General features: G+C 71.1%; 25 protein-coding genes. 11 read left to right on the top strand and 14 right to left on the bottom strand.

Going from position 1 to position 25461, the window contains the following annotated elements; translation table 11 throughout:
- Positions 1 to 51: 51 nt before the first annotated feature.
- Together DEJ13_RS06490 and DEJ13_RS06485 are read right to left on the bottom strand one after the other, a co-directional pair.
- On the bottom strand, positions 52 to 474 hold the full coding sequence (locus tag DEJ13_RS06490) for a hypothetical protein (RefSeq protein ID WP_146245224.1): 423 nt from the start codon (positions 472 to 474) through the stop codon (positions 52 to 54).
- A complete protein-coding gene (locus DEJ13_RS06485; RefSeq protein ID WP_111106711.1) occupies positions 474 to 863 on the bottom strand; it encodes a DoxX family protein in 390 nt (129 codons plus the stop codon). Before DEJ13_RS06485 ends, DEJ13_RS06490 begins: the two co-directional genes overlap by 1 nt.
- A gap of 105 nt (positions 864 to 968) precedes the next feature.
- Here DEJ13_RS06485 and DEJ13_RS06480 point away from each other — a divergent pair, with 105 nt between their 5' ends.
- Positions 969 to 1301, top strand: coding sequence for a hypothetical protein (locus DEJ13_RS06480; protein ID WP_111106710.1), 333 nt, complete (start codon positions 969 to 971; stop codon positions 1299 to 1301).
- A gap of 125 nt (positions 1302 to 1426) precedes the next feature.
- Positions 1427 to 2842 (top strand): amino acid permease, encoded by a 1416-nt coding sequence (locus tag DEJ13_RS06475; RefSeq protein WP_111106709.1) that lies wholly within the window; start codon positions 1427 to 1429, stop codon positions 2840 to 2842.
- Here the strand turns inward: DEJ13_RS06475 and DEJ13_RS06470 are convergent.
- Positions 2839 to 3279 carry a BLUF domain-containing protein gene (locus DEJ13_RS06470; RefSeq protein ID WP_258374073.1) on the bottom strand — a complete coding sequence of 147 codons (441 nt, stop codon included), beginning with the start codon at positions 3277 to 3279 and terminating at the stop codon, positions 2839 to 2841. The genes DEJ13_RS06475 and DEJ13_RS06470 overlap by 4 nt on opposite strands.
- Positions 3280 to 3375: 96 nt before the next feature.
- Here DEJ13_RS06470 and DEJ13_RS06465 point away from each other — a divergent pair, with 96 nt between their 5' ends.
- The 3 genes from DEJ13_RS06465 to DEJ13_RS06455 all read left to right on the top strand — a co-directional run bounded on the left by DEJ13_RS06465 (position 3376) and on the right by DEJ13_RS06455 (position 7431).
- On the top strand, positions 3376 to 6732 hold the full coding sequence (locus DEJ13_RS06465) for a DEAD/DEAH box helicase (RefSeq protein ID WP_146245223.1): 3357 nt from the start codon (positions 3376 to 3378) through the stop codon (positions 6730 to 6732).
- 67 nt (positions 6733 to 6799) lie between these two features.
- On the top strand, positions 6800 to 7009 hold the full coding sequence (locus DEJ13_RS06460; protein ID WP_111106707.1) for a hypothetical protein: 210 nt from the start codon (positions 6800 to 6802) through the stop codon (positions 7007 to 7009).
- Positions 7006 to 7431 carry a type II toxin-antitoxin system VapC family toxin gene (locus DEJ13_RS06455; protein WP_111106706.1) on the top strand — a complete coding sequence of 142 codons (426 nt, stop codon included), beginning with the start codon at positions 7006 to 7008 and terminating at the stop codon, positions 7429 to 7431. The genes DEJ13_RS06460 and DEJ13_RS06455 overlap by 4 nt, the downstream gene beginning before the upstream one ends.
- 4 nt (positions 7432 to 7435) lie before the next feature.
- Here the strand turns inward: DEJ13_RS06455 and DEJ13_RS06450 are convergent, their stop codons facing one another.
- Entirely contained in the window at positions 7436 to 7984 is a 549-nt protein-coding gene (locus DEJ13_RS06450) for a cysteine hydrolase family protein (RefSeq protein ID WP_111106705.1), read from the bottom strand.
- Between the two features lie 76 nt (positions 7985 to 8060).
- A complete protein-coding gene (locus DEJ13_RS06445; protein ID WP_220037574.1) occupies positions 8061 to 8840 on the bottom strand; it encodes an aldo/keto reductase in 780 nt (259 codons plus the stop codon).
- An 85-nt stretch (positions 8841 to 8925) separates the two neighbouring features.
- On the opposite strand from DEJ13_RS06445, the gene DEJ13_RS06440 reads away from it, so the two are divergent.
- The 3 genes from DEJ13_RS06440 to DEJ13_RS06430 all read left to right on the top strand — a co-directional run bounded on the left by DEJ13_RS06440 (position 8926) and on the right by DEJ13_RS06430 (position 11329).
- Positions 8926 to 9693 (top strand): HNH endonuclease family protein, encoded by a 768-nt coding sequence (locus tag DEJ13_RS06440; RefSeq protein ID WP_111106704.1) that lies wholly within the window; start codon positions 8926 to 8928, stop codon positions 9691 to 9693.
- A gap of 98 nt (positions 9694 to 9791) precedes the next feature.
- Entirely contained in the window at positions 9792 to 10595 is an 804-nt protein-coding gene (locus DEJ13_RS06435) for an SDR family oxidoreductase (RefSeq protein WP_111106703.1), read from the top strand.
- Between the two features lie 77 nt (positions 10596 to 10672).
- Positions 10673 to 11329: a GOLPH3/VPS74 family protein gene (locus DEJ13_RS06430; protein WP_111106702.1), complete on the top strand. Its 657-nt coding sequence runs from the start codon at positions 10673 to 10675 to the stop codon at positions 11327 to 11329.
- A 389-nt stretch (positions 11330 to 11718) separates the two neighbouring features.
- On the opposite strand, the gene DEJ13_RS06425 is transcribed toward DEJ13_RS06430, so the two are convergent.
- The 7 genes from DEJ13_RS06425 to DEJ13_RS06395 all read right to left on the bottom strand — a co-directional run bounded on the left by DEJ13_RS06425 (position 11719) and on the right by DEJ13_RS06395 (position 20915).
- Complete coding sequence (locus DEJ13_RS06425; RefSeq protein WP_111106701.1) at positions 11719 to 12747, bottom strand: aminoglycoside phosphotransferase family protein; 1029 nt, start codon at positions 12745 to 12747, stop codon at positions 11719 to 11721.
- Positions 12744 to 13652 carry a carbohydrate ABC transporter permease gene (locus DEJ13_RS06420; protein ID WP_111106700.1) on the bottom strand — a complete coding sequence of 303 codons (909 nt, stop codon included), beginning with the start codon at positions 13650 to 13652 and terminating at the stop codon, positions 12744 to 12746. The genes DEJ13_RS06425 and DEJ13_RS06420 overlap by 4 nt, the downstream gene beginning before the upstream one ends.
- The gene (locus DEJ13_RS06415) at positions 13652 to 14611 is read right to left on the bottom strand and encodes a carbohydrate ABC transporter permease (protein WP_111106699.1); all 960 of its coding nucleotides are present in this window, start codon (positions 14609 to 14611) and stop codon (positions 13652 to 13654) included. Before DEJ13_RS06415 ends, DEJ13_RS06420 begins: the two co-directional genes overlap by 1 nt.
- Positions 14608 to 15957: an ABC transporter substrate-binding protein gene (locus DEJ13_RS06410; protein ID WP_181437011.1), complete on the bottom strand. Its 1350-nt coding sequence runs from the start codon at positions 15955 to 15957 to the stop codon at positions 14608 to 14610. The genes DEJ13_RS06415 and DEJ13_RS06410 overlap by 4 nt, the downstream gene beginning before the upstream one ends.
- Before the next feature lie 96 nt (positions 15958 to 16053).
- Entirely contained in the window at positions 16054 to 16872 is an 819-nt protein-coding gene (locus DEJ13_RS06405) for a nuclease-related domain-containing protein (RefSeq protein WP_111106697.1), read from the bottom strand.
- A gap of 4 nt (positions 16873 to 16876) precedes the next feature.
- The gene (locus tag DEJ13_RS06400) at positions 16877 to 17251 is read right to left on the bottom strand and encodes a PH domain-containing protein (protein ID WP_056125624.1); all 375 of its coding nucleotides are present in this window, start codon (positions 17249 to 17251) and stop codon (positions 16877 to 16879) included.
- A gap of 175 nt (positions 17252 to 17426) precedes the next feature.
- The gene (locus DEJ13_RS06395) at positions 17427 to 20915 is read right to left on the bottom strand and encodes a TM0106 family RecB-like putative nuclease (protein ID WP_111106696.1); all 3489 of its coding nucleotides are present in this window, start codon (positions 20913 to 20915) and stop codon (positions 17427 to 17429) included.
- A 57-nt stretch (positions 20916 to 20972) separates the two neighbouring features.
- On the opposite strand from DEJ13_RS06395, the gene DEJ13_RS06390 reads away from it, so the two are divergent.
- The gene (locus DEJ13_RS06390) at positions 20973 to 21545 is read left to right on the top strand and encodes a hypothetical protein (protein ID WP_111106695.1); all 573 of its coding nucleotides are present in this window, start codon (positions 20973 to 20975) and stop codon (positions 21543 to 21545) included.
- A gap of 23 nt (positions 21546 to 21568) precedes the next feature.
- Here DEJ13_RS06390 and DEJ13_RS06385 read toward each other — a convergent pair whose 3' ends face one another.
- Together DEJ13_RS06385 and DEJ13_RS06380 are read right to left on the bottom strand one after the other, a co-directional pair.
- A complete protein-coding gene (locus tag DEJ13_RS06385) occupies positions 21569 to 22678 on the bottom strand; it encodes a VanZ family protein (protein ID WP_111106694.1) in 1110 nt (369 codons plus the stop codon).
- A 76-nt stretch (positions 22679 to 22754) separates the two neighbouring features.
- Positions 22755 to 23768, bottom strand: a complete 1014-nt coding sequence (locus DEJ13_RS06380) for an ADP-ribosylglycohydrolase family protein (protein ID WP_111106693.1) — start codon at positions 23766 to 23768, stop codon at positions 22755 to 22757.
- Between the two features lie 85 nt (positions 23769 to 23853).
- Between DEJ13_RS06380 and DEJ13_RS06375 the strand changes: the two genes are divergently transcribed.
- Positions 23854 to 24504, top strand: a complete 651-nt coding sequence (locus tag DEJ13_RS06375) for an NUDIX hydrolase (RefSeq protein ID WP_111106692.1) — start codon at positions 23854 to 23856, stop codon at positions 24502 to 24504.
- Positions 24505 to 24561: 57 nt separating this feature from the next.
- Complete coding sequence (locus DEJ13_RS06370) at positions 24562 to 25455, top strand: MurR/RpiR family transcriptional regulator (protein WP_181437010.1); 894 nt, start codon at positions 24562 to 24564, stop codon at positions 25453 to 25455.
- The last annotated feature ends 6 nt before the right edge of the window (positions 25456 to 25461 follow it).

The following is a 25461-nucleotide window of genomic DNA, read 5'->3' as shown; positions in this document are numbered from 1 at the left end:
TGGACGACGAGACCGCACGGCCTAGTTGTGGAGGAAGATCCGCGGTCCCGCTCAGATCCCGTGCGTGACTGCGCTGTCCACCAGCAGCAGGGCACCGAAGAACACCACCACCACGGCCACCAACCCGGTCACCGCGACCGGCCAGGCCAGCCGGCGTCGCGTCAGTCGCAGCACGGAGAAGACGACGGTGAGCGCCAGCACCAGCGCCACGAGCACCGGCCCCGCGTACACGACGACTCCTCCGAGGGTCTCGTCACACCGGTTGCCCGGCGCGGTGCACGACCCGAAGCCGAGCGAGAGGAACACGATCCCCCACCCCGCGACGAGCGCGACACCCGCGTCGATGGCGAGCAGGACGATGGTGGCGACCAGGTCCGCGACGCGACGGCCGCCGACCACGGGGTGACGGGCCCGGCGACCAGGACCCGTGCGGTCGGTCGCGGGACGCTCGGACGGCGTCACCGGCGCGGACATCAGGAGCGCCGGCGCGTCCCGCCGCGCGTGGACCACAGCGACGCGGCGATCAGGAGCGGCTGTCCGAACAGACGACCGATGCGCTTGGCGTCCGTGTCCAGGCCGAACGCACTCCGGCGGTTCACCCACTGCGACAGGTTGCCCGGGAACACGGCGACGAAGAACCAGGCCGCGACGTTCCCGACGAGCCGACGACGCCGACGACCGGCGAACAGCAGTGCTGACCCGAGACCGATCTCGGCGACCCCGGACGCCAGCACGGTCGCGTCGGTGTCGAGCGGCACGAACTCCGGCACCTGGGCCTGGAAGTCCTTCCGCGCGAAGGTGAGGTGGCTGGTGCCGGCGAAGACCAGCGCGAGCCCGAGCAGGACACGGACGAACGAACGCATGCACCCAGCATGCCCGGCGAGCGCGCGGCTCGCACGAGGCCCCGACCACGTTGCCCCCTGAACCGGCGTCTGCCGGACATCACAGCGCGTCGGTAGGTTCGGGGCATGGCCGCACGGACCCGTGACCACGAACCCCCGGCGGCTCCCGCGTCCGTCGCGGTGGTGCTCGGCTGCATCGCGCTGTACCTCGGCCTGGTGATCCCGGCGGAGCAGCTCGCCCAGCACGTGGCGCTCGGCGGGTTCTTCGGTGTCGTCGGGCTGCTGAGCGGCTGGCGGGCGATCGCGATCGGCGGTCGTCGCCGCGCGGCCCGCTGGTGGGCCTGGGCGGGCATCGTCATCATCGGGATCGCGTTCGTCGCCATGGCGTACCAACTGGTCTACGTGCTGAGCGGGGGCGCCGTGCCGCCGCCGTTCTGGTCGCCCTACGCGACCCCCTGACGGACCGGAGGCCCGTGGCCCCTGACGGACGGGAGGCCCGTGGCGGCCCGGCACCGGGCCTCCAGTCCGCCCCGTGCAGCGGCAACGGCCGCACACACCGCGCGCACAGGGTGCAGAGTGGGCGCATGGCAACGACGCCGCGACCGACCCTGTTCCGCCGCAAGCCGATCGAGGAGATCGACGACGACACCGGGGGCGAGGGCGGCCTGAAACGGCACCTCGGGCTGTGGCAGCTCACCGCGATCGGCATCGGCGGCATCATCGGCGCGGGCATCTTCACCCTGGCCGGCACGGTCGCCCACGGCGTCGCCGGACCCGCCGTGCTCATCTCGTTCCTGGTCGCCGGGGTCGCGAGCGCCGCCGCCGCGCTGTCGTACGCGGAGTTCGCCGGACTGATCCCGAAGGCGGGCAGTGCGTACACGTACGGCTACGCGGTCCTGGGCGAGATCGTCGGGTGGTTCATCGGCTGGGACCTGCTGCTCGAGTACACCGCGATCGTGGCCGTGGTCGCGATCGGCATCTCCGGCTACGTCGGGTTCCTGGTCGGGCAGTTCGGCATCGACCTGCCCGCCTGGATGCTCGGCGCACCCGGCACGGGCGACGGGCACGTGCTCGACGTGTTCGCGATCCTGCTCTGCCTGCTCACCGCGTTCGTGCTGACCCGCGGCATCCGGAGCGCTGCCCGGTTCGAGTTCGTCGCCGTCGGCATCAAGGTCGCCCTCGTGGTGCTGATCGTCGTGCTCGGCGTGTTCCACATCAACAGCGCCAACTACGACCCGTACTTCCCCTTCGGCTTCGGCGGCGTGATGACCGGTGCGGCGACGGTGTTCTTCGCGGTGTTCGGCTACGACGCGATGTCGACCGCGGCCGAGGAGTCCGTCGACGCGCGCAAGCACATGCCGAAGGCGATCCTGCTGTCCCTGGCGATCTCGATGGTGCTCTACGTCCTGGCGACCATCGTCCTGACGGGCATGCAGAAGTACACCGACATCGACCCGGCCTCGGGCTTCTCGTCGGCGTTCGCGTCGGTCGGGCTCGGCGGGGTGGCGAACGTCATCGCGATCGGGGCCATCGTCGGCATCGTGACCGTGCTCGTGACGTTCATGCTGGGCGCCTCGCGGGTGTGGTTCTCGATGAGCCGCGACGGCCTGATGCCGAAGTGGTTCGCGAAGACCGATCCGAAGCGCCACGTGCCGACCCGGGTGACCTGGATCCTCGGCATCGCGTCGGCGGTCCTGGCGGGCGTGTTGCCGATCGGCGTGGTCGCGGAGCTGACGAACATCGGCATCCTGCTGGCGTTCGTCGTCGTGTGCACCGCGGTCATCGTGCTGCGCTACACCCAGCCGGACCTGCCCCGGCAGTTCAAGCTCCCCCTCATGCCGATCGTGCCGATCGTCGGCGTGATCGCGTCGCTCTGGCTCGTCACGTTCCTGCAGTGGGAGACGTGGGTGCGCTTCGCGGTGTGGTTCGCCATCGGGCTCGGCGTGTACTTCGGCTACTCGCGGAAGCACAGCAAGCTGGCGGTCGAGCAGCAGCGCTAGCGGCGGTGCTTGCCGCCCGCAGCCGTCGGGTCCGCGAGCGGGTGGTTGCGGAACCAGCGCAGCAGCTCGCGCGACTTGCTGCGGTCGGCGCTGCTGTCCCCCGAGGCGAGGAAGTCGCTGAAGCCCTCGGGCACGTCCTGCGGCTCCGATCGGTCGTAGGCCATCGACCACTCCGGGAAGCGCCGCGTGTGCAGCGTCTCCTCGACCAGCAGCGAGACGTCGTCGTGCCGCTCGTCCTGGAGGATCCGGGCATAGGTCGCCATCACGGCGTCGTACGGCCCCTCGAGCAGCTGCATGAACCGTCCGGCGCGGTGCACCAGCAGCCCGGTCAACCCGTCTGCGGTGTTCCGGGAACGCGCGTGCTCGAGCAGGGCCTCGAGCGCGTCGTCGTCGAACGGTTCCTTCGCGGAGCTCATGTAGAGCAGTGACTGCAGCATGGTCCCCCCACCCTGTCGGACCCAGGCCGCGGGCGACAGCCCCTGTCCGGGTGGGAACGGTCCGCGGGGGTCGGTGGGGCCTGGCACGATGGGCGTGTGCCAGCCGCCCCGATGATCGACGCCGTCGACGTCATCCGCTTCGTCGGGCCGCAGACCTTCGGCCGGGCACGCGACATCGTCCGCCAGGGGTTGGTGGAAGAGGCAGCGGTCCACGACGACGGCACCATCACCGCCACGGTGTCCGGATCGTCCGACGTCCCGTACGACGTCCACATCGACACCACGGTCGCGCGCGGCGAGTTCGTCCGTCCGGTGCGCTCCCGCTGCACCTGCCCGATCGGCGGCGAGTGCAAGCACGTCGCCGCGGCACTGCTCACCATCAACGCGCGAGCCGTCGCGGCCCACGCCGGACCGCGGTCCGAGGCGCCGGCGCCGCCACCACCACCAGCGGACTGGAGGCACGAGGTCGCCCGCCTCGCCGGCGACACCCCGCCACCCGGTCCGGTCCCGAGCACCACCCCGCTCGGCCTGCAGTTCGAGCTCCGCGACGCGGTCCCCGCGCGCATGGCGGCAAGGGCGCGCGCGACCGGTCGGGCGGTCCCCACGGCGTCCCGGTCCGTGCGGCTCGGCGTCCGCCCCGTGACCCGCAGCGACGCGGGCAACTGGGTGCGCGGGCAGCTGACGTGGGGCGCGCTCCCCTACTCGATGAACCGGCTCGGCCTCGGCGCCGAACAGCACGCCTGGTTCCTGCAGCTCGCGGCCCTGCACCGCGCGGGCGCACTGGCGGGACTGCCCGGCGAGAGCGACTGGATCCACCTCGACGACTTCCCGAGCCCGCTGCTGTGGCCGCTGCTGCGACAGGCCCCGGCACTCGGCATCGCGTTCGTCACCGGCAAACGCGAGGGCGGAGCGGCACTCGGCTCCGACGCCCGGGTCCTGCTCGACGTCGCTCGTGCCGACGACGGGCTCGTGATCGGCGCGAGCGCGGTGTTCGACGGCCGTCCCGTGGTGCACGGTGCCGCGCGGCTCATCGGCGACCACGGGCTGTACGTGTTCCGCGAGTCGCCCGAGTTCCGTGTGGACCTGGCCCCGACGCCCGAGCCCGTCCCCGAGGACCAGCGCCGCATGCTGACCGAGGACGCACGCATCCACGTGCCCGCGGCCGAGGTCGACGAGTTCCTGGCCGACTGGTCCCCGCGGCTGCGCGGCGCACTCGGGCTGGTCAGCTCCGACGGCTCGATCGAGCTCCCCGAGCGGACGCCGCCCGAACTCGTACTGACGGTCACGTTCGAGCCGGCGCGGGCACCCCGCACGGACGACGTCGCCCACGTACAGTGGCGCTGGCACGTCGACGGCCGCAAGGACCCGGTGGCGATGCACGGTCCGCTCCCCGACCTGACGGGCGTGCGCGCGGCCGACGACGCGACCACGTCGTCGGCCGCGGCCGACGACGCAGACCGTTCCGGGCCTCCCGTCGGACACACGGCCGGACCCGGCGGCGGCCTCGACTGGTTCGCCGACGGCACCGTCGAGGGGGCCGACGTCGCCGTGTTGGCGAACGAGCTGCTGCCGGCGCTGGCCGAACGCGGCGTGCGGGTCGTCGTGCAGGGCGAACGGCTCGACTACGAACGGCTGACCGGACGCCCGCACATCCGGGTCACGACCATGCCGTCCGACAAGCACGACTGGTTCGACCTCGGCATCTTCGTGAGCGTGAACGGCAAGGAGATCCCCTTCACGCCGCTGCTGACCGCGCTCGCCAGTCGGCAGCGCCGGATGAAGCTCGTCGACAACTCGTACCTGTCGTTGGGCGACCCGGCGTTCGACCGGCTCAAGGAACTGATCGAGGAAGCCCGCGAGCAGAACGAGTGGGAGCCGTCGCAGTCGATGGCCGTCACCCCGCTGCAGGCCGGGCTGTGGTCCGAGTTCGACCAGCTCGCCGACGAGACCGACCACGACGAGCGGTGGCGCTCGATGGCCGCTCGGCTGCTCGACGCCGCGCCGCCCACCGACGTCGTCGTGCCGGACACCGTGCACGCGGACCTGCGGCCGTACCAGCTGTCCGGGTACGCGTGGCTGTCGTTCCTGGTCGAGCACGGGGTGGGCGGGGTCCTGGCCGACGACATGGGGCTCGGCAAGACCCTGCAGGCGCTCGCGATGATCGCCGCCCGACGCGGTGCCGCACCCGACGAACCGCCGTTCCTGGTCGTCGCGCCCACCTCGGTCGTCGGCAACTGGGCCGCCGAGGCCGCGCGCTTCGTCCCGTCCCTGCGCGTCGCGACGATCGAGACCACCTCGTTGAAGGACCCGTCCCTCGTCGCCCGGGTCGCGGCGGGGGCGGACGTGGTCGTGACCTCGTACGCGCTGCTCCGCCTCGATGCCACCGCCTACACCGACCTGCCCTGGTCGGCGCTGCTGCTCGACGAGGCGCAGTTCGTGAAGAACCCGCAGTCGCAGACCCACCGCGTGGCGTCGGAGCTCCGCGCGCCCGTCAAGATCGCGATCACCGGCACGCCGCTCGAGAACGGGCTCACCGACCTGTGGGCGCTGTTCTCGATCGTCGCGCCCGGGTTGCTGTCGTCGTGGACGCGCTTCGGCGACGACTACGTCAAGCCGCTCGCCTCGCCGGACCTCCGCGGCGAGGCCCGCTCCGAGCTGACCGCACGACTACGGCGGCGCATCCGACCGCTCATGCTGCGGCGGACGAAGGAGAGCGTCGCGTCGGACCTGCCACCCAAGCAGGAACAGGTCGTCCGCGTCACGCTCGACCCCGCGCACCGCCAGGTCTACGAGCGCACGCTCAACCGGGAGCGCCTGAAGGTCCTCGACCTGATCGACGACCTCGACCACAACCGGATGATCGTCTTCCGGTCCCTCACGCTGCTGCGCATGCTCGCGCTCTCCCCCGCGCTGGTTTCAGCGGCGTCACCGGACGACCACGACATCCCGTCCGCCAAGCTCGACCTGCTGCTCGACGAACTCGAACAGCTCGCCGCCGAAGGGCGTCGGGCGCTGGTGTTCAGCCAGTTCACGTCCTTCCTGCGCATGGTGGCCGCGGCACTCGACGAACGGGGCATCGGGTACGACTACCTCGACGGGTCGACGCGGGGCCGCACCAAGGTCATCGACCGCTTCCGGAACGGCACCGCGCCGGCGTTCCTCATCTCGCTCAAGGCCGGCGGCTTCGGACTGACCCTGACCGAGGCGGACACGGTGTTCGTCCTCGATCCGTGGTGGAACCCCGCTGCCGAGTCCCAGGCCGTGGACCGCACACACCGCATCGGACAGACCCGCTCGGTCAACGTCAACCGGCTCATCGCCGAGGACACCATCGAAGAGAAGGTGCTCGCACTCGCGGCCCGCAAGGCACAGCTGTTCGCCACGATGATCGACGACGACGCGCTGTTCGCGGACGACCTGTCGGCGGACGACATCCGGTCGCTGCTCGACTGAGCGCCGGCGCGACATACGACATCTGGAGAGCTTGGCGTTCGAGATCGAGCGCTCGTAGCGTCGGTGCATGACCTTGCTCGATGACGCCCAGACCACCGACCCGCCCGACCTCCCTGACGACGACCCACCGCGGCCCCCACATCTCCGTCGCGCAGACAACGGGATGTCCTCGTCCATCACGCTGCGCAACGGGCAGACGGTCGACCTCTTCGGCTTCGCCCCCGGCATGACCTATCCACCGAACTACCTCCGAGACCTCCGGGCAGGGCGCCTGTGATCACCCTCGACGCGAACGTGCTCATCGCGCGCTGGGACCAGTTCGACGCCACGCACGAACGCGCGGTCGAGGTGCTCGATCATCACGAGTGGGACGAGTTCATCACCTCCGCGGTGACGCTCGCAGAAGTGCTCGTCCGACCGACGCGTCGTTCCTGGGCTGACCAGTACCTGCGCCGCATCGATGCCCTCGGCGTGCTCGTCGTCCCGGTCGAGGACGACGACGCAGCGGGCGTTGCTTCGCTGTGCGCGCATCACCGGCTCAGCATCCCGGACGCCGTCGCGCTGCACACCGCGATCATGACGAGCGACGCCCTGGTGACGTTCGACACCAAGCTCGCCCGCGTCGCGCGTGCCGTCGGGTTCCCGGTCATCGATCGGGCTCCAGCGGATCTGGAGTGGGAATTCCCGGGGGCCGCTTGATGGGTCAGGTGAGGGACGCGATCCAGTCGGCTGCCGTCATGACCTCGGCCTGCCGCGGGAACACCTTCCCGAGCAGCACCCGGTGCACTTCGGGGTCCCCGTCGGAGCATGCGTCGGACAGCACCGTCAGGCCGAAGTCCAGGTCCGCCGCCTGCCGCAGGGTCGACAGCACCACGCCGCTCGTCGCGATGCCGGCCAGCACCAGTTCGCGCACGTCGAGTCCGCGCAGCAGCACCTCGAGGTCGGACCCGGCGAACGCACTGACCCGCTTCTTCACGACGACGATGTCCTGGTCGCTCACGTCGAACGCGGGGTGGACCTCCGTCGCGTCCGGTGCCTGCGCACCCATGCGGTCGCGCATGCCGCCGAACATCTTGTTGGCGGCGGCGACCTCCGGCGCACCGGGGCGGAACGCCACACGGACGAAGACCACGGGGATGTGCCGCTCACGCGCTGCGTCGACCGCCGAGACCGCCGCTGCGAGCCCGTCGTCGGTGCCGAGGCGCTCGACGATGCTGTTCTGGTAGTCCATGACGAGGAGGGCGCTGCTCACCCCACTGACGCTACCGGCCGGTCGCTGCACGCGGCCGGCCGGTCAGCTGGCCAGTTGTTCGGTTGTTCGGTTGGCCTCAGTGGCCGAGCGCGTCGATCTGCGTGACCTCGTCGTCGGACAGGGTCACCGTGGCGCCGGCGGCGTTCGACCGGATGCGGTCGGGGTTCGACGACTTCGGGATGACGACGAACTCGTGCGCGACGTGCCACGCGACGATGACCTGGGCGGTGTCGACCTCGTGCGCCTGGGCGATGGACACCAGGGTCGGGTCCTCGAGGTTGCTCGCCTTGAACGGGCTGTAGCCCTCGAGCACCACGCCACGCTCACGCAGACCGTCGGCGACGGCACGGTCGAACTCGGCCGGGCTCCACTTGATCTGGTTCACGGCCGGGGTCACTCCGGTCGCCTGGATCAGCTCGTCGATCTGCGCGAGCGAGTAGTTGCTGACGCCGACGGCCCTCGTGAGTCCGTCCGTCCGCGCCTGCACGACCTGCTCCCACACGTCGGGGCGCGCCTCGCCGTTCGGGGGCCAGTGCACGAGCCACAGGTCGAGGTGGTCGAGCCCGAGCTGCTCGAGGCTCTCCTCGATCGTCTCGCGCACCCGGTCGGCGTTGTCCGGCGGGAGCTTCGTCGTGACGAAGACGTCGTCGCGCGCGAGCCCGGAGTCGGCGATCGCCTTCCCCACGCCGCGCTGGTTGCTGTAGCCGGTCGCGGTGTCGATGTGGCGGTAGCCCGCCTCGAGGGCGGCGCTCACGGCCGCGGGAGCGTCGGCGTCGTCGATCTGCCAGGTGCCGAACCCGAGGAGCGGCATCGCTCCACCGGTCACCGGCACGGACGGTTCTGCGTAGTCGGTCATGCCATCGTGTCTACGCGGCGATGTCGGACGCGACCACCAGGATCGAGGGACGAACCGCCGAGCACCACCAGGAGCACCACCCCGCATGACGTCCCGCCGACGCCGCACCACCCGCCGCACCCTGTCCTCCACGCTGATCGTCCTCGCCGTCGCCATCGCCGGGTACGCCCTGCATGCCGCCAACATCACCGAGACCGCCGTGCCAACGAGCACGACCGACGCCACAGGCCCGAGCGCCACGGTGACCGCCGGACCGACCGCAGCGTCCGGGCCGGCGCCGAGCCGGGCCTCCAGTCCGGCCGGCGTCGCGACCGCACGCACCCGTCTCGCTGCCCTGCCGGTCAAGGGCCGGGCGCCGGCCACCGGCTACGACCGCACCGCCGACTTCGGCACCGCCTGGCTGGACGTCGACCGCAACGGATGCGACACCCGCAACGACGTCCTCGCCCGCGACCTGAGCGACGTCGTGCGCAGCGGTCCGTGCCGGGTGACCTCGGGCGTGCTCGTGTCGCCGTACACCGGCACCCGGATCGACTTCGTGCGCGGCGACACCACGTCCACGCTCGTGCAGATCGATCACGTCGTCGCACTCGAGAACGCCTGGACCACCGGCGCACAACAGCTCGACGCGGCCGAGCGCGTTGCCCTGGCGAACGACCCGGACAACCTGTTCGCCGTTGACCAGCACGCGAACGCGCAGAAGCGGTCGGGCGACGCCGCGACCTGGCTGCCCGCGGACACGGCGTTCCGCTGCACCTACGTCGAGCATCAGATCGCAGTGAAGACGACCTACCGACTCTGGGTCGTCCCCGCCGAGCACGACGCGATGGTCCGCGTCCTCGACCGCTGCTGACCAGACCTCGGTAGGTCGTTGGACGACAGGTGTAGTCTAGATCCGAGCCGATGTGAACGCATCGACCTTCGACGACGAAGACCTCAGGAGGCCTCCCCATGACCGTGTCCACCACCGTCCCCGCCCGCTTCAGCGACCGCGTCGTCCTCATCACCGGCGGCGGCTCCGGCCTCGGTCGCGCGACCGCCGTCCGCCTCGCAGCCGAAGGTGCCGCGCTCTCCTTGGTCGACGTCTCGTCCGACGGGCTCGACGCCACGAAGGCCGCCGTCCTCGAGGCCACCCCCGAGGCCCAGGTTCTCACCACCGTCGCCGACGTCTCCGACGAGGCCCAGGTCGACGCCTACGTCACCGCCACGACCGAGCGGTTCGGGCGCATCGACGGCTTCTTCAACAACGCCGGCATCGAGGGCAAGCAGAACCCGACCGAGTCCTTCACGGCCGCCGAGTTCGACAAGGTCGTGTCGATCAACCTGCGCGGGGTCTTCCTCGGCCTCGAGAAGGTCCTCCGTGTCATGCGCGAACAGGGCTCCGGCATGGTCGTGAACACCGCGAGTGTCGGCGGCATCCGCGGCATCGGCAACCAGTCTGGGTACGCCGCCGCCAAGCACGGCGTGGTGGGTCTCACCCGCAACTCCGCCGTCGAGTACGGCCGCTACGGCATCCGCATCAACGCCATCGCCCCTGGCGCGATCTGGACGCCCATGGTCGAGAACTCGATGAAGCAGCTCGACGCCGAGAACCCGCGCAAGGCGGCCGAGGAGTTCATCCAGGTCAACCCGACCAAGCGCTATGGCGAAGCCCCCGAGATCGCCGCGGTCGTCGCGTTCCTGCTCTCCGACGACGCCAGCTACGTCAACGCGACCGTGGTCCCCATCGACGGCGGACAGTCCGCCGCGTACTGACGACTGTCCGGTCGGCGCGGCGCGCGCGACGTCCTGGAGGCTCGCCCCACCCCCGCCGAACGTGGCACGATGCCGGGATGGCTGAGCAACTCACCGTGCCCCAGGCGTTCACGCTCCTGCTGACCGAACCGGACGGCCGTCGCGCGGTCGACGCGCAGCGGTTCGACTCCGGGTTGGCTGGCGCGGTCCTGGCGGACCTCGCCCTGCGGGGGGCCGTGTCACTCGACGGCAAGCTGGTGCGCGTCGTCGACGGCAGCGCCACCGGGGACGCGGTCCTCGACAGCGTGGTCGGCACGATCGCCGCGACCGGGACCCCGCGCAAGGCGAAGTGGTGGGTGTCGAAGCTCGGCAAACGACAGCTCCGCGACGACGTCGCCGCTTCGCTCGTCGAGCGGGGACTCCTGACCAGTCAGCAGCGGACCACGCTCGGGATCTTCTCGTCGACGTCGTACCCGGAGCTCGACGGCCGCCCCGAGATGACACTGCGGTCCACCGTGCTCGAGGTCCTCGACGGTCGCGCCGCACCGACGCCGTTCACCGCTGCGACGATCGCGCTGCTCGAAGCGACCGGGTCGCTCCGACGGCAGTTCGGCAAGGTCGACAAGGCGCTCGTGCAGGACATCACGTCCGGCACGTGGGCGTCGCCCGCCGTCAAGGGCGTCCTGCAGGACATCCAGACCACCGCCGTCATGGCCGGGGTCATCGCGGCCAGCGCGGCCACGGCCAGTTCCTAGGCGACGCAGACCGACGACGCCCGCCGGTTCACAGCCGGGCCGTCAGGTCCGACCGTCCCGTCCCGTCCCGTCAGGTCGGACCGGCCCGGCAGGTCGGGACCGCCCCGTCCGGTCAGGTCGGACCGGCCCGGCAGGTCGGGACCGGCCCGCCGGGTCCCGACGGCCCCGACGGTCCCGACGGGTCCGACGGTCCCCGCATGACGGTTTCCGATCGCGGCGCTGACGAATCCAGTTCTCCGAACCCGGCGTTCGCGAACCGGATTCGTCAGCGCGCACACGGAACCTTGCTCTCCCCAGCGCTCACCGCTCTCCGTGATCCGCGCTGCTTCCCTCGACCCAGCCCGTTCCGTCGGCGTCGGTCAGGCGCCGTCGGCTCGAGCCGATACCCGTCAGCTTTGGCCGGCTCGTCCGGCTTCGTCGGCCGCGGCGAGGGCACGTCGCAGCCGGTCCGCGACCAGCGAGGCCGATCCGGTCGGCGCGAGGATGCCCGTGAACACCCGAAGTGCCTCGTCCCGGTCGTCGCCGGTGGTCGCGAGCGCCTCTGTCATCGTGGACGTCAGGTCCTCGAGCGCTCGAACGCAGGCGAACCGCACCATCCGGCACTCGTCGACCGTGGCGGGGCCGTATCCCTGGCGGAACGCGCCGAGCTGCTCGGGTGTCGCCGGGTCGAACAGCACGCTGAACTCCACCAGGTGCAGGTCGAGCTCGCGCGGACCGACGACGGCCTCGTCCCAGTCGACCAGACGGAGTGCGCCGTCCGCCTCGACCAGGACGTTGCCCAGGTGCGGGTCGCCGTGGCACGGGACGGCCTCGGCAGGGCTGCTGGGGACCAGCGCGGTCCCCCGCAGCAGCAGGTCGATCCGCGGACGAGCCTCCTGCCACAGGTCGAGCACCGCATCGCGGTCGACCGTGGAAGCAGCGGCCGCCCCGTCGAGCGCGCGGATCTCGGCGCGGTAGCGGCGTCGGCGACGACGGATGCCCCGCCGCGCTCCCTGTTTCCGGACCGGCGGCGGGAAGGCGTGCGCGTGCACGTCCGCCAGCAGCGCGCCGTACGCGTGCCATCCCTCCAGGTCGAGCCCGACCGTCGCCGCGTCCTCACCACCGGACCACCGGGTGAGCGCGAGCTTGCCGCCCGCGCGACGGCTGCGTCGGCGGCCGTCCGCGGTGGGACGAGCGGCCGGCGTGCTCTCGAGTCCGGCAGCTGCCATGGACGCGACCAGACGACTGCCCGTCCGGGTCGGCCGGGTGGTCCACTTCGCGGCCCAGGCGGTGCCGGCGTCGTCGACCATCCGCCACACGACGGCCGAGGTGTCGGTCCCGCCGGCGACCTGCTCGACCTCGACGGCGTGCACGCCGAAGTCCGCGGCGACCCAGCGGCGCGCGTCGGCGACGGTGGGGCGGTGGGGCTTCTGACTCACCGCAGGCCGCTCCGCGACAGGCCCTCGACGAAGTAGCGCTGGAACGCCAGGAAGAGCGCGACGATCGGCAGGATCATGAGCAGGTTGACCGCCATGATCGCGCCGTAGTCCGACGTGTACTGGCCCTGCAGCGTTCCGACGATGCCGATCGGGACGGTGAACAGGTCCTGGTTGCCGGAGAGTGCCACGAGGGGCCAGCCGAACGCGTTCCACTCCCCCATGAACGTCAGCAGCACGAGCACCGCGAGCAGCGGCCGGCACAGCGGGAGCACGACCGACACGAAGGTGCGGAACCGGCCGGCACCGTCGAGCTGCGCCGCCTCGATGAGCTCGTCGGGCACCGCCAGGAAGAACTGCCGCGCCAGGAACACCCCGAAGATCGCCGCCGCCTCGGGCAGGATCACGCCCCAGAGTCCGCCGTACAGATGCAGGCCGATCGAGATGAAGAACTGCGGCACGATGATCGCCTGCGGTGGGATCATCAGCGTCGACAGCAGCACCAGGAACAGCGCGTTCCGGCCGCGGAAGCGCAGCTTGGCGAACGCGTACCCGGCGAGCAGGTTGCAGACGACCGTGATCACCGTGACGACGACCGACACGATCAGCGAGTTCCCGAACCACCGCCAGACCGGGAACTCCTGGAACGGCCGGACGAAGTTCTGGATCGTGAAGTGCTCCGGCCAGAGCTGCAGCCCCGGCGCGTACAGGTCGGCACGCGTCGAGAACGCGGTGAGCAGCATCCAGTACAGCGGGAACGCCATGACGACGGTCACGATCACCGCGACGGTGAGCCGCAGCCAGAGCGTGCGGCTGCGGGGCTTGCGTGGCGAGCGGGTCGCTGCGACGGGCGCGACCGCGCCGGGCGCGGTGCCGGCAGCGCCGGTGTCCCAGGTCGAGGTGGTCATCAGTCCGTCTGGTCCCGTCCGGCGTCGAACCGCCACTGCAGTCCGGTGATGAGCAGCGTCACCAGGTAGATCACGATGCCCACCGCAGCGCCGTAGCCGAGCAGCTGCGGGCCGTGCTCGTCGAACGCCACCCGGTACGCGTACGAGACGATCGTGGTCGTGCCGTAGCCGGGGCCGCCGCGGGTCATCGCCCACACGGTGTCGAACACCTGGAATGAGTAGATGAGGTTCATCACGAGCAGGAAGAACGTCGACGGACCGAGCAGTGGGAACGTGATGAGCCGGAAGCGCTGCCAGCCGCTCGCGCCGTCGGTCGTCGCCGCCTCTTGCACCGCGGGGTCGACGCCCTGCAGCCCCGCCAGGTAGATGAGCATGTCGAACCCGATGCGCTGCCACAGCGTCATCAGGATCACGGCGGTCATCGCCCAGCCGCCGCTCGACTGCCACTGCAGCGCCGGCAGCCCGAGGGCCTTGAGGAACTCGTCCACGAACCCGTTGTTCTGGTCGAACATCCACGCGCCGAGCACGCCGGTCGCGACGCCGGAGACCACGAGCGGCAGGAAGATGATCGTGCGGAACACCGCCCGGCCGGGCAGCACCCCGTTCAGCAGCACCGCGATGCCGAGCCCGAGCGCCATGCCGACCGGCACGGTGAACAGGGTGAAGACGCCGGTGTTCGCCACGGACTGCCAGAACACCGGGTCCGTGACCAGACGTGCGTAGTTGCCGAGTCCGGCCCAGCTGGTGCCGCCCAGCGAGTCCAGGTCCTGGAAGCTGATGACCAGCGCGTACACGAGCGGCAGCAGCGTGAAGACGACGATGAGCAAGACGTTCGGCACCAGGAACGCAGTCGCTGCGGCCCCACTGGAGGCCCGGAACGGCCCGACGGTCCGCCGCGGTCCGCGCCGCACGGCTCCGCCCGCCGTGGCCCCGCCGATCCGCTCGGCCGCGCCCGTCATGCGGCCACTGCCTGGTCGATCGCGGCGTCGATGGCCTTGACCGCGTCGTCCGTGCTGCGACCGTGGAAGGCGAGTTCGAGCTGGTCCTGCAGCGCGGTGTTCACCGACGCGAAGCCCGGCACCACGGTCTCGCGCACCGCGGTCTCGGTGATCGTCGTCGCCTGTTGCGTGAAGACGTCCATCACGTCGGGCCGCACCGCGTAGTCGAGCGTCGTGTCGGCCAGGCTCTGCAGGGTGGGCAGTTCGTTCGCTCGCTGACAGAAGTCACGCATCGGGTCCTCTTCCACCATGTACTTCAGGAACGCGGCCGCCAACTCGGGGTTCGCGGTGTCGCGGGTGGCGACGAGGGCGTTGCCGCCGAGGTCCGATGCCGCTGCCCGGTCCCGCGGCATGTACGTCGTCGCCCAGTCGCCGCCCTGGTACCCGTTCGCGCCGTCGGCCAGCTCCGGCACCAGGAAGTCGCCGATGAACGTCATCGCCACGGTCTGGTTCAGGAAGAAGTTGTCCGAGTAGACCGTCGTCTTGATGGTGTTGTTCGCCGGCACCCAGCGCTCGTCGAAGAACCGCTGCGTGAACGCCATCGCCTTGCGCCCGGCGTCGCTGTCGACCGCCGAGTGCCGCAGCGAGGGCGTCAGGAGCGACCCGCCCGCCTGGTAGACGAAGCTCGCCCACCGGTACGCCCCCGCGGCCGTCCAGTCGTAGGCGAACGGGTACTTGTCGTCCGGCAGCGACCCGCGCAGCTTCGTGCTGATCGCGGCGAACTCGTCCCACGTCCACGCGTCCTCGAGCCGGTCCGGCACGGCGCCGATGCCCGCCTCGTCGAGGGCCTTGCGGCTGAACGCGATGGCCGAGGTGTCTGTCTGGTGCGGCACGCCGTAGGTGCGGCCCTCGAACCGGACGGCGTCGTACAGCGCCGGCAGGAACGCCGACGACTCCGCCGCGGTCAGGTACGGGGTCATGTCGAGCAGCACTCCGTGCGAGGTGTACTTGCCGATGCTCGTGTAGTCGACGCGGAACACGTCGGGCGCGGTCTTCGACAGGATGCCGCGGTCGATGCCCGAGAAGAACCCGTCGTACGGCAGGGTCTGCAGCTCGATCGTGGCCTTCGGGTGTCGCGCCTCGAACCCCTTCTTGGCGCGGGCGAACCCGGTGTTCTCGCCGTCGCTGCCGCCCCAGAACGCGAAGCGCAGCGTGCCCTCGACCTCGCCGATGTCGGCCTTCGAGCCAGCGGCAGCGGTGCTCGGAGCCGGGCCGTTGTTCGCGACACAACCGCTCAGGCCCGAGGCGGCGGCGATGCCGAGCGCGCCGACGAGGAGCGAGCGGCGGGACAGCGACGATGGCGGCACGGGGCTCCTCGGGAGGGGTCGGTGGACACTTCCCCGAACGCTAGACGCCGTCACCGACATCGGTGTCGCGAGTGCGCACCGCGACTCGGCGAGCCGTCACGCTGCGTTCTGGAGCGCTTCCGCCGCGACCGCCCACCAGTACCCGAGCAAACCGCCGGCCGGCACGGCCAGGACACCGAGGACGACCGCCTTACGGAAGAAGCGTCGTTGAGCCGCCGCTTGCGCGATGTCCCGCTCGAGACGCTCGAAGCGCTGGACGTGACGCAGCGTGTCGGTGATGACGAGTGACTCGACGTGCCAGGTGGCGCGCTCCTCGGCGATCATCGCCAGGTACCGCGTCGCCTCGTCGGACCACGCTCGCTCAAGCCCGCAGATCCACCGACCGAGATCCTGCGGCCGGAGGGTCACGACCGCGGGTAGCTTCTTGCCGAACCGGAGCGATGCGCTCTCGATCACGAGGAGCGGTTGCACGGCCACGTCGCTCCCCGCAGCTGCCGACAGGAGGCGGCTTGTTTGGGCACCTTCGTCGAGTGCGCGATGGACATGCGGGGTCCGCTGCCCGTTGACCATGAGCGTTCGGCCACCGACCCACACCGTGTGGTCGGCATGGTTCTTCGTGTTGATGCAGAACACGCCGGTCGGACCGATGACGACGTGGTCGATGTCGGAAGCTCCGGAGCCGACTGGTACCGCGTGCAGGACCATGAACTCGGGCCCGAGCTCGTCGAGGACCGCAGCAACACGCCGCTCGCCGAGCGCACCCTTGTACCAGGAGCGAGCCTCGGGTACGAGCACGTCGACGCCGCGGAAGCGCTGCCACGAGGATCGCGCCGGGGCTGCTGCCTGTAGCTCGAGGCATCGTTGCATCACCGCGTACCCGGGCTTGCGGGCGCGGAGCGTCAGCGGAACGCTCATCAACTCAGAGGACGTGGTGAGCGATCAGCTTGCCGAGGTACGTGATGTCGAACCGTCCTTTGAACTCGAACCGCACCTTGCCGAGGCCGCTGAACCACAGCTCGAGTTCCGCGTCGAGGTCGAACGTGCCCGCGGTCTCGACCGAGAACGACTGGATCTTGCCGTACGGCAGCGAAGTGAAGTCGCGCTTCTTGCCCGTCATCCCCTGGACGTTGACGGCGATGATGCGCTTGTCCGTGAAGACGACGAAGTCGCGGATCGTCTTCGCAGCGACCAGGATCTGCTCTCCGTCGATCAGGAGTTGCTGGACCTGCGGTGCGATCTCCGCGGGGTCGCACTGCGCGAGCTTGAACAGGGTTCCGTTACTGAAATCGATCACCTGAGGAGCCTATGAGAAGACCTCAGCACCATGCAGGCCCCCGTCTGGGGCGTGGACTTCTCGTTCGCCGCTGTCGAATCCGGTACGGGATATCCGGTTCTCGCGAACTGGACTCGTCACTTCGGATTGCGAAAACCGGGCGCCCAATCCCCGGCCTCGGTCCCCGGCGGAAGCGTCAGCCGCGCGACCGTCCAGCCCGCGGCTCGACGAGCTCGATGAACCGGGACAGCAGCGACAGCCCCGGGATCGAGGGCGGCAACGCCGTGGTCAGCGCCGGCGAGTACACGAGGTACGCCGCCCACATCGCCCGCGACAGCGCCACGTTCAACCGGTTCGGCATGAGCAGGAAGTCGAGCCCGCGCGGGATGTCCGCCGCGCTCGAGGCTGCCAGCGACACGATCGACACGACGGCCTCGCGCCCCTGGAACATGTCGACCGTGCCGACCTGCGTGCCGCTGAACCCTGCTGCATCGAGCGACGCGCGGATGACCGCACCCTGGGCGTTGTAGGGCGCGACGACGATGACGTCCTCGTCCGTCAGGGTCCGCATGCCCGACGATGACGTCCACGAGCGGCCGACGGTGTCCTGCACCAGGGCGACCACCCGAGCAGCCTCTTCGGCGGACGACGTCGTGTTCCCCGCGTGTACGACCGGCACCGGGTGCACACCCGCGTCGACGCCCTTGAGGTGCCGCCCGGACACCATCGACGTCAACTGCCCGTTGTAGGACAGCCCCGACACCGAGGCCGTCAGCGCGGGCTCCATCCGCCGGGTCCGCGCCAGGAAGTACCCAAACTCGGGCGGCAGCACGTGCTCACCGTGCGCAAGCCATCCGAGCGCCGACTGGTCGATGGGCTCGGGGTGCGAGCCCTGCGACACCTGCGGCAGCTGCTGCGGGTCCCCGAGCAGCAGCAGTCGCGAGGCCGCGACGGACGACGCGATCGTCGGCGCCAGGGAGAACTGGCCGGCCTCGTCGACGACGAGCAGGTCGAGGGACCCCCGCGCGATCGTCGTCTCGTTCGCGAACGTCCACGCCGTGCCGCCGACGACGCCTCCGGTGCCGGTCTGTTCGCACGACGCCAGGAACGCCGCGATCGCCGCGCCGTTCTTCACCGGGGTCCACTCGGCCGCCTCGACGTCGTCGGCATCGGCTCCGGCCTTCGGCTGCTTGACGACGCGGTCCGCCGGCACGCCCGCGCGGACCACGGACGACAGGAAGTTCTCGCTCGTCGCGTGCGACTGCCCGACGACCCCGACGCGCCAGCCGTGCTCGCGCACCAGGCGCGCGACCACGTTCGACCCGACGTACGTCTTGCCGGTGCCGGGAGGCCCCTGGATCGCCAGGTACGACCGGTCCAGTCCGAGCAGGGTCGCCACCACCGCCCCGACCGTGTCGTCCCCGACCGTCGGCGCGAGCGCACCCCGCGGCGGCACCCGTCGCAGCAGGTCGAGCGCGGGGTCGGGCAGCATCGACGGCAGCGCATCGAGGACCCATCCGCCCCATTCGGCGATCGCCTCGGGCTGGGGCTTGGCACGCGGCGGGGCCGACGGCGCGATCGCGACCGGGTACTCGTGGTGCGGCTCTCCGCCGACGGGCAGTCGTTCGAGCAGCCGGACCTCGGTCGTGTCGCCGTGGTCGACGACGTCGAGGACCACGGCGCGATCCGTCGCGCCCTTCGACCCGGGGCCCGGGGAGCCGACCGCTGGCGGGGGCGGGGTGTCGTAGACCAGGTGGGGCGTGCCTCCAGGCCGGAGCCGACTGCCGGGCGCGAGCGTCCCCGACAACAGCAGCTCGCGCGACTGCGAACGGGCACGCGGCAGCGTGTCCCAGTCCCGCTCGACGCTCGCGCGCTCGACGACCAGGACGTCGCGCGTGTCGGCCCACTCGTCGATCGAATTGCGCAGTCGGTCGAAGTGGTCCTGCCAGAAGGTCTTGGCCTCGCGCCGGTGGTAGTCGATCGCGGCTGCGGCGAGCGCCAGTGCCGTCTGGTCCGGTGTGCGGTCGAGGGCGTCGACGTGCTCGAGCTGCTCGGCCAGCGCGAGGGAAACCGGGTTCGGCTCGCGCTCGACGGGGATCGGCGGCAGCTCGAGCTCGGCTGGGGCGTCGGCGGCGGGCGGGCGCAGCGACAGGAGCCAGTCGCGCAGCCGCAGGGTCGAGCGGCAGTCGTAGGCGTTGTAGTCGGCGACCTGGTCGAGCATGCGCTGTCCCTCGGCGGCGTCGCCGGTGCGGAGTTCCTCGATCGCCTCGACGTAGGCGGTGATGCTGTCGGCCGCGTTGGTGACGTCGCTCTCGCGCAGGTCCTCGCCCATGTAGAGCGGCTCGAGCTTCTTGATCGAGTAGCTGCGGCTGCCGACGACCAGGGCCTTGCGGACGACCGGGTACAGGTCGACCAGGACGCCCGCACGCAGCAGGTCGTCGACCGCTTCTTCTCCGACGCCGTGTCTGGCGGCGAGCGACAGCAGGTGCGTCCGCTCGTAGGCCGCGTAGTGGTAGATGTGCATGCCCGGGTACTGCTGACGGCGCTGCTCGATGAACGCCAGGAAGTCGACGAGTGCCTGACGTTCGTCCCGGATGGTGTGCGCCCAGAACGCCGTGAACTCGGCCCGGTCGTCGACCAGGCCGAACAGGTAGTCGAGGCCCCAGTGCTCACCGTCCTCGGTGTGGAGCGGATCGCCCTCGAAGTCGAAGAACACGTCGCCCGCGTCCGGCGCTGGGATCGCGTCGAGCGCGACCGGGTCGAGGAGCTCGAAGGCCGGCCCGCCCCGTCCGGACAGGTGCGCGGCGCGCTCCGTCTCGATCTGGAGGCTCGCCTGACGCACCAGCCGATCGCGCGTCGTGCTCGACATGCCGGGGACGGCCGCGGTGCGGACCGCCAGGTCGTCGATCGTCAGGACACCCTGCCGGATCAGCTTCGTCCGCTGGTCCAGGCGCATGCCCGCGACGAGCACCAGGTCGCGGTGCTCGGCGACCTGGGTCTGGCACGCGGCGCATCGGCCGCAGCTGCTGTACCGGACGTCGCCCCAGGCCAGCGACTGGTCGGCGTGGAGCCGTTCGTCGATCACCCGGACGAGCTCGGCGCGCTGCGTGCGGTACACCGGCGCGATGTCGGCCAGGTCGTGCGTGGTCGTCGTGCGGTCGCCGAGGACCAGGTGGACCTGCTGCCCGGTCGGGATGCCGTGCGCCTGCATCTGCTCGGCGTACGCGGCGAGCTGCAGCAGAGCGCTGATCTTGGCGTGCCGGGCGAGCTTGGTGTCGTAGACCTCGTACTCCCCCGCGGCGTTGCGGATGATGAAGTCCGCGAAGCCGATGAAGCCCGCGTCGTGCTCGGTCGGCGGCGTGTGGAAGGTCGGTTGGTACAGCACGTCGGCGTCGCCGTTCTGCATGGCCTCGATCGCTGCGGCGGCGGCATCGGCGTACTGCGGCGGTGCCGGGCGGTCGAACTCGACGACGTCGTGCGTTCGCTTGAGGATTTCGAGGTAGTCGAGCTCGTGTTGGTCCCCCAGCCGAGCCGTGCGGTCGAGCATGTCGTCGTGCTCGTCCGGCAGCGGTTCCGCGCGCCCGAGCTTGGCGTCGAGGCGTCGCAGGAAGGCCCACTCGCACGTCGCCCACGTGGTGAGGTCGCTCGGGCTCAGGAGCGCGCGGCCGGCCTCGGTGATCTGCATGGAACCCACCGTAGGGCCGGGTGCCGACAGGACTGCTCGCCTGTCTACGATGACGATGTGGAGGACATCGGACCGACCCTGGACCGAGCCCGTCGGCGCACCACCCGGATCGTCGCTGTCGGTACAGTTCTCGGCGGTGTCGGTGGCGTGGTGCTCGCGCTGACGAGCGACAGCGGGCTCGCCGGCATCCTCATCGTTATCGGCATCGCCTGCGCCGTGGGCGGCCTCGCTGGCGCGGTCACGCTCGCTCTGTACCTGACCGGACTCCTGCCGGAGCTCTCGCGGCCGCTCGCCGGTCTCGACCGCGCGGCGAGGCGAGCGGTCAGTCGGAGCATCCGCACCGCCACGCCGATACCGCCGCTGGACGGGGAACTCGCGCTTCGCGGTGCGGAGCGTGCGCGCGCACTGGCGCTGCTCCTCCCGTACCAGACCGCGCAACTCGTCCTGCTCTACGTCGGCATCGGTGGACCGCAGCTCGCGCAGCTGACCTCCGACGAGCCGTGGCAGATCTGGTTCAGCCGCATCTTCGTCGCTGCGGTGGCGGTCACCGCGGTCGCCTTCGTGGCCTGGGCGCGGAGGCGGACCGCTGCGGCTCGCCGGTACCTCCTGGTGGTCGAGCCCGCAGCGTGAAGCACTCCTGCGAGCAGGCCGGTCTACCGGACTGACTCTCCCGCAGCCCGCGCGTCAGTGGTGACCCGGTCGTCGACGACGTCGAGCCGCGCGAGCGCGTTCGCGAAGCCCCGGCGCTCCCGCGTCGCGACCAGGCCGATGAGCGCCGCCACCGCGAGCGCGAACGCCAGCACCCCCGAGAACGGGAACACCGCTGCCGAGGCGGTCGCCCAGCCGCCGGACCCGGCGGCCCACCGCACGAGACGCTGCCAGAGGACGGGCCGCGGCGTCGGACGGAGCCGCACCACGGCCTCCCCCAGGGTGCGCCCGGTGACCAGGACCAGCACCAGCTGGATCGCCGGGGCCACGAACGGCAGCGTCGCCAGCAGCACGGTGGCGGTGGTGGACCGCAGGTCCTGGTTCGCCAGCGCGAGGGCCAGGCTCGTGATCGACACCAGCGCGCCGGACGTCAGCGTGATGGCGAGCAGGTCGCAGAACATGCCGAACGCCCGCCGGGTGCGTGTCACGGGGCGAGCGACGTCCGCGGTGTTCGATGCCCGGCTGCGGACGAAGATCACGAGCACCGGGGAGATCAGCGTGCCGACGAGCGCCCCAAGGGTGTTGGCGAACAGGTCGTCGACGTCGAACAGGCGGTACGCGCACGGGTAGAGGAACCAGTCCCCGGTCAGCTGCGTGAACTCGATGAGCAGCGACACCGCGAACCCGACGACCGTGCCGCTGATGACCCCGGCCAGGAATCGTCCGTGCAGGAACAGGTGGCGGACGAGCATCCCGAGCGGCACGAACAGGATGACGTTGAAGATGACCTGGGCTGCGGCGGGATTGGCCAGCAGTGAGCGGGGGCCGGAGAGCCCGCCCTCCTTCGCGATGTCCCCGACGAAGGCGAACAGGCGCAGCTGCGGGCCGGATGCCGAGCGGCACAGGACCGCGACGTCGCTGGCGTCCGGCAGCGGCAGCAGCGTGTAGGTCACGAGCGCCAGCGCGTAGACCACCGTGATGAACGCCAGGACGGTATTGCCGAAGCCGAGGCCTCCGCGGCGGCGGTACTGCACGGCGGCCCACGGCACGAGCCCGGCGATCGCGATGAGCGACCCGAACACGAGCGCGAGGACGGCGGGTGTGAAGCTGGCCATTGCCCGAGCGTACGGGGGAAGCCGGGCCCGCGGACCGCGCGGCAGCGGCGTGGCCCCGCGCGCGGTCGCGGCGCCGTCAGGCCCGTCGTGCCTGCAGCGCCTGCTCGCTCAGCGCGACGAGATCGTCCGCGCGCAGTCCCGGCCAGCCGTGCAGCAGCTCGCGCCACGCCGCAGGCAGCGCTGACGCCCCGTAGACGGCACCGGCCAAGCCCCCGGCGATCGCGGCCACCGTGTCGGTGTCGTTGCCGGTGCGGACCGCGCGGACCAGTGCGTCCTCGAGCGAGTCACTGCGCCTGACCGCCGCGTAGGCCGCCTGCAGCGCGGACACCACCCAGCCGTTCGAGTCGGTGAAGTCCACCGGCTCCGACTGCTCCGCCGTGGTGAGTCGCTCGGCCCAGACGTCGCGTGACGACGGGTCGATCAGGTCCAGCCCGCGCCGGACGTCGAGCTCGCCGGTCAGGACCGCGTGCCGGATCGCGACGCACCAGAGCACGCACGCGTCGCCCGCGTCGGACTCGTAGTGGGTCAGGTCACTGATCGCCCGAGCAGCGGCGGCCAGTTCGCGCTCCTCGTCGGCGGCGCCGGTCACGTACCCGAGGACCAGCGGCGCGGTCCGCATCAGCGAGCCGTTGCCCGCCGACTGGCCCTTGTAGTCATGTTCCTGCCGGGCTGACGCGCGTGCGTGGGAGGCGGTGTGCGCCTCTCCCCACGAGCTCGGCCGTCCCGCCGCTCCGCAAGCTCCGCGGCGCGCCGGAACCGGCTCGCGTGGGCCCAGTCCGGTCAGGACGTTGCGCGTCTGGATGCCGACGTCGGGCGCGTTGACCGCCCAGCTCGACCAGGCGGCCACCAGGCCGTCGAGTGCAGCCTCGGACGCCGGGTCGCCACCGCGCGCCACGGTGCGGAGGATCGGCACGGCCATGCTCGTGTCGTCCGTCCACTCGCCGGGGGCCCAGCCGAACGACCCTCCGCCGGCCATGCGGATCGGTGTCGGTTCCGGGACGGCGGGCTTGAACTCGTAGCCGGCGCCGAGGGCGTCGCCTGCTGCGGAGCCGAGGACGGCGCCGACGGCGCGGTCGTGGGTGTTCGTCATGAGCTCTCCGAAGATTTACGCGGAACTGCGTAAACCGAGCCTGGCACGCGAGCGTGGTTTGCGCAAGCGTGCGTAAACTCCTGCCATGACCACGTACCGCGATGCCAGCGGCAAGCGCCTGTCCGACTACCCACGGCCCTCCGTCGCGGTCGACACCGCCGTGCTGACCGTGCCGGTCGGGGGTCCGTTGTCGGTGCTGCAGGTGCGCGACCAGGTCGACGGGGACTGGCGCCTGCCGGGAACGTTCGTGCACGAGGGCGAGCGACTGGCAGACGCGGTGCTGCGATCACTGCGCGACAAGGCCGGCGTGACGGGGCTGGCGCCGCGGCAGTTGCACGTGTTCGACGACCCGGCGCGGGACGACCGGGGGTGGGTGCTGTCGGTGGCGCACCTCGACGTGGTACCGGCTTCGCTGCTGTCGACCACGATCGGCTCCGCTGCGTCCCGCGTCGTGCCCGTCGCCGACGCCACCGGGATGGTGCACGGGCACGACGACATCCTCAGGGCAGCGGTGGCGCAGTTCCGACAGGACCACCGGGGCGCACCGGACCCGCACGGACTGCTGCCCTCGCCGTTCACGATGTCGGCGCTTCGCGGACTGCACGAGGCGGTGCTCGGCGAGCGGCTGTTGCCGGACTCGTTCCGGCGGGCGATGGTGCCGATGCTGACGGCGACCGGGGAGCGTGCGGCGGAGGGGCCGGGGAAGCCGGCGGCGCTGTACCGGCCGACGCCGTAACACGTAATTTACTTTCAGCTCTGGTGCTGTCCCGTGCAATGCGCTTTCATGGCATGCATGCCGGAGACACACACCGCCACGGTCCGCCCCGACCGCGCCGACGCGTTCGCGCTCGTGCGGACCCAGTCAGCGACGATGCCGCTGGGCATGCGGGCGATCGCCGACGCCGTCCTGGCCAACCCGAAGGACAGCGCCAACGGCAGCGCCGCCGACCTCGCCACCCGCGCTGCCGTCAGTGCCGCGACCGTCTCCCGCTTCGCGCGGCACCTCGGCTTCGCCAGCTACGCCGAGCTCCAGCGCAGCATGACCCGTGCCGTCGAGCGCGGCATCCACGATCACGGCGAGATCCACGCCGGCGTGGGGGTCGATGACGACGTCGCAACCGTCATCGCGAAGGTCACCGAGGACGTCCGCGCCGTGATGACCGACACCCGCGCGGCACTCGACCCGGCTTCGCTCGAGCGCGCTGCCGAGGCCGTGCAGCACGCCCGCCGTGTCGTCCTGTACGGCGTCGGGGCGTCCGGCATCGTCGCCCGCGACCTGCACCTCAAGCTCGAGCGCATCGGCATCGCGAGCTCGATCGCCGACGACCCGCACAACGCCCTGACCCTGGCGAGCGTGGTCGACGAGCGAGACGTCGTCGTCCTGGTCAGCCACTCGGGCACGACGACCGAGGTCCTCGAGGTCGCGGACGAAGCACAGCGGCGCGGCTCCGGCGTGGTCGCGATCACCGGGCACCGCGGCACCGCACTCACCCGGGCCGCTGACCACGTCCTGCTCGGGGTCGCCGGGGCCGAGAGCGACCTGCGCCCTGCGGCGATGGGCAGCCGGATGAGCCAGCTCGCCATCGTCGATGCGCTGTTCATCGTCGTCGCCCAGCGCACCGACGACCGTTCCCGCCCCCTCCTCGCCCGCAGCCGCGCCGCTGTCCGCACGCACCACCGATCCTGAAGGCCG

Origin of the sequence: Curtobacterium sp. MCLR17_007, assembly GCF_003234655.2 — a bacterium.
In the GTDB taxonomy this organism is placed as follows: Bacteria; Actinomycetota; Actinomycetes; order Actinomycetales; family Microbacteriaceae; genus Curtobacterium.
This window is presented reverse-complemented; position numbering and strand designations above follow the sequence as displayed.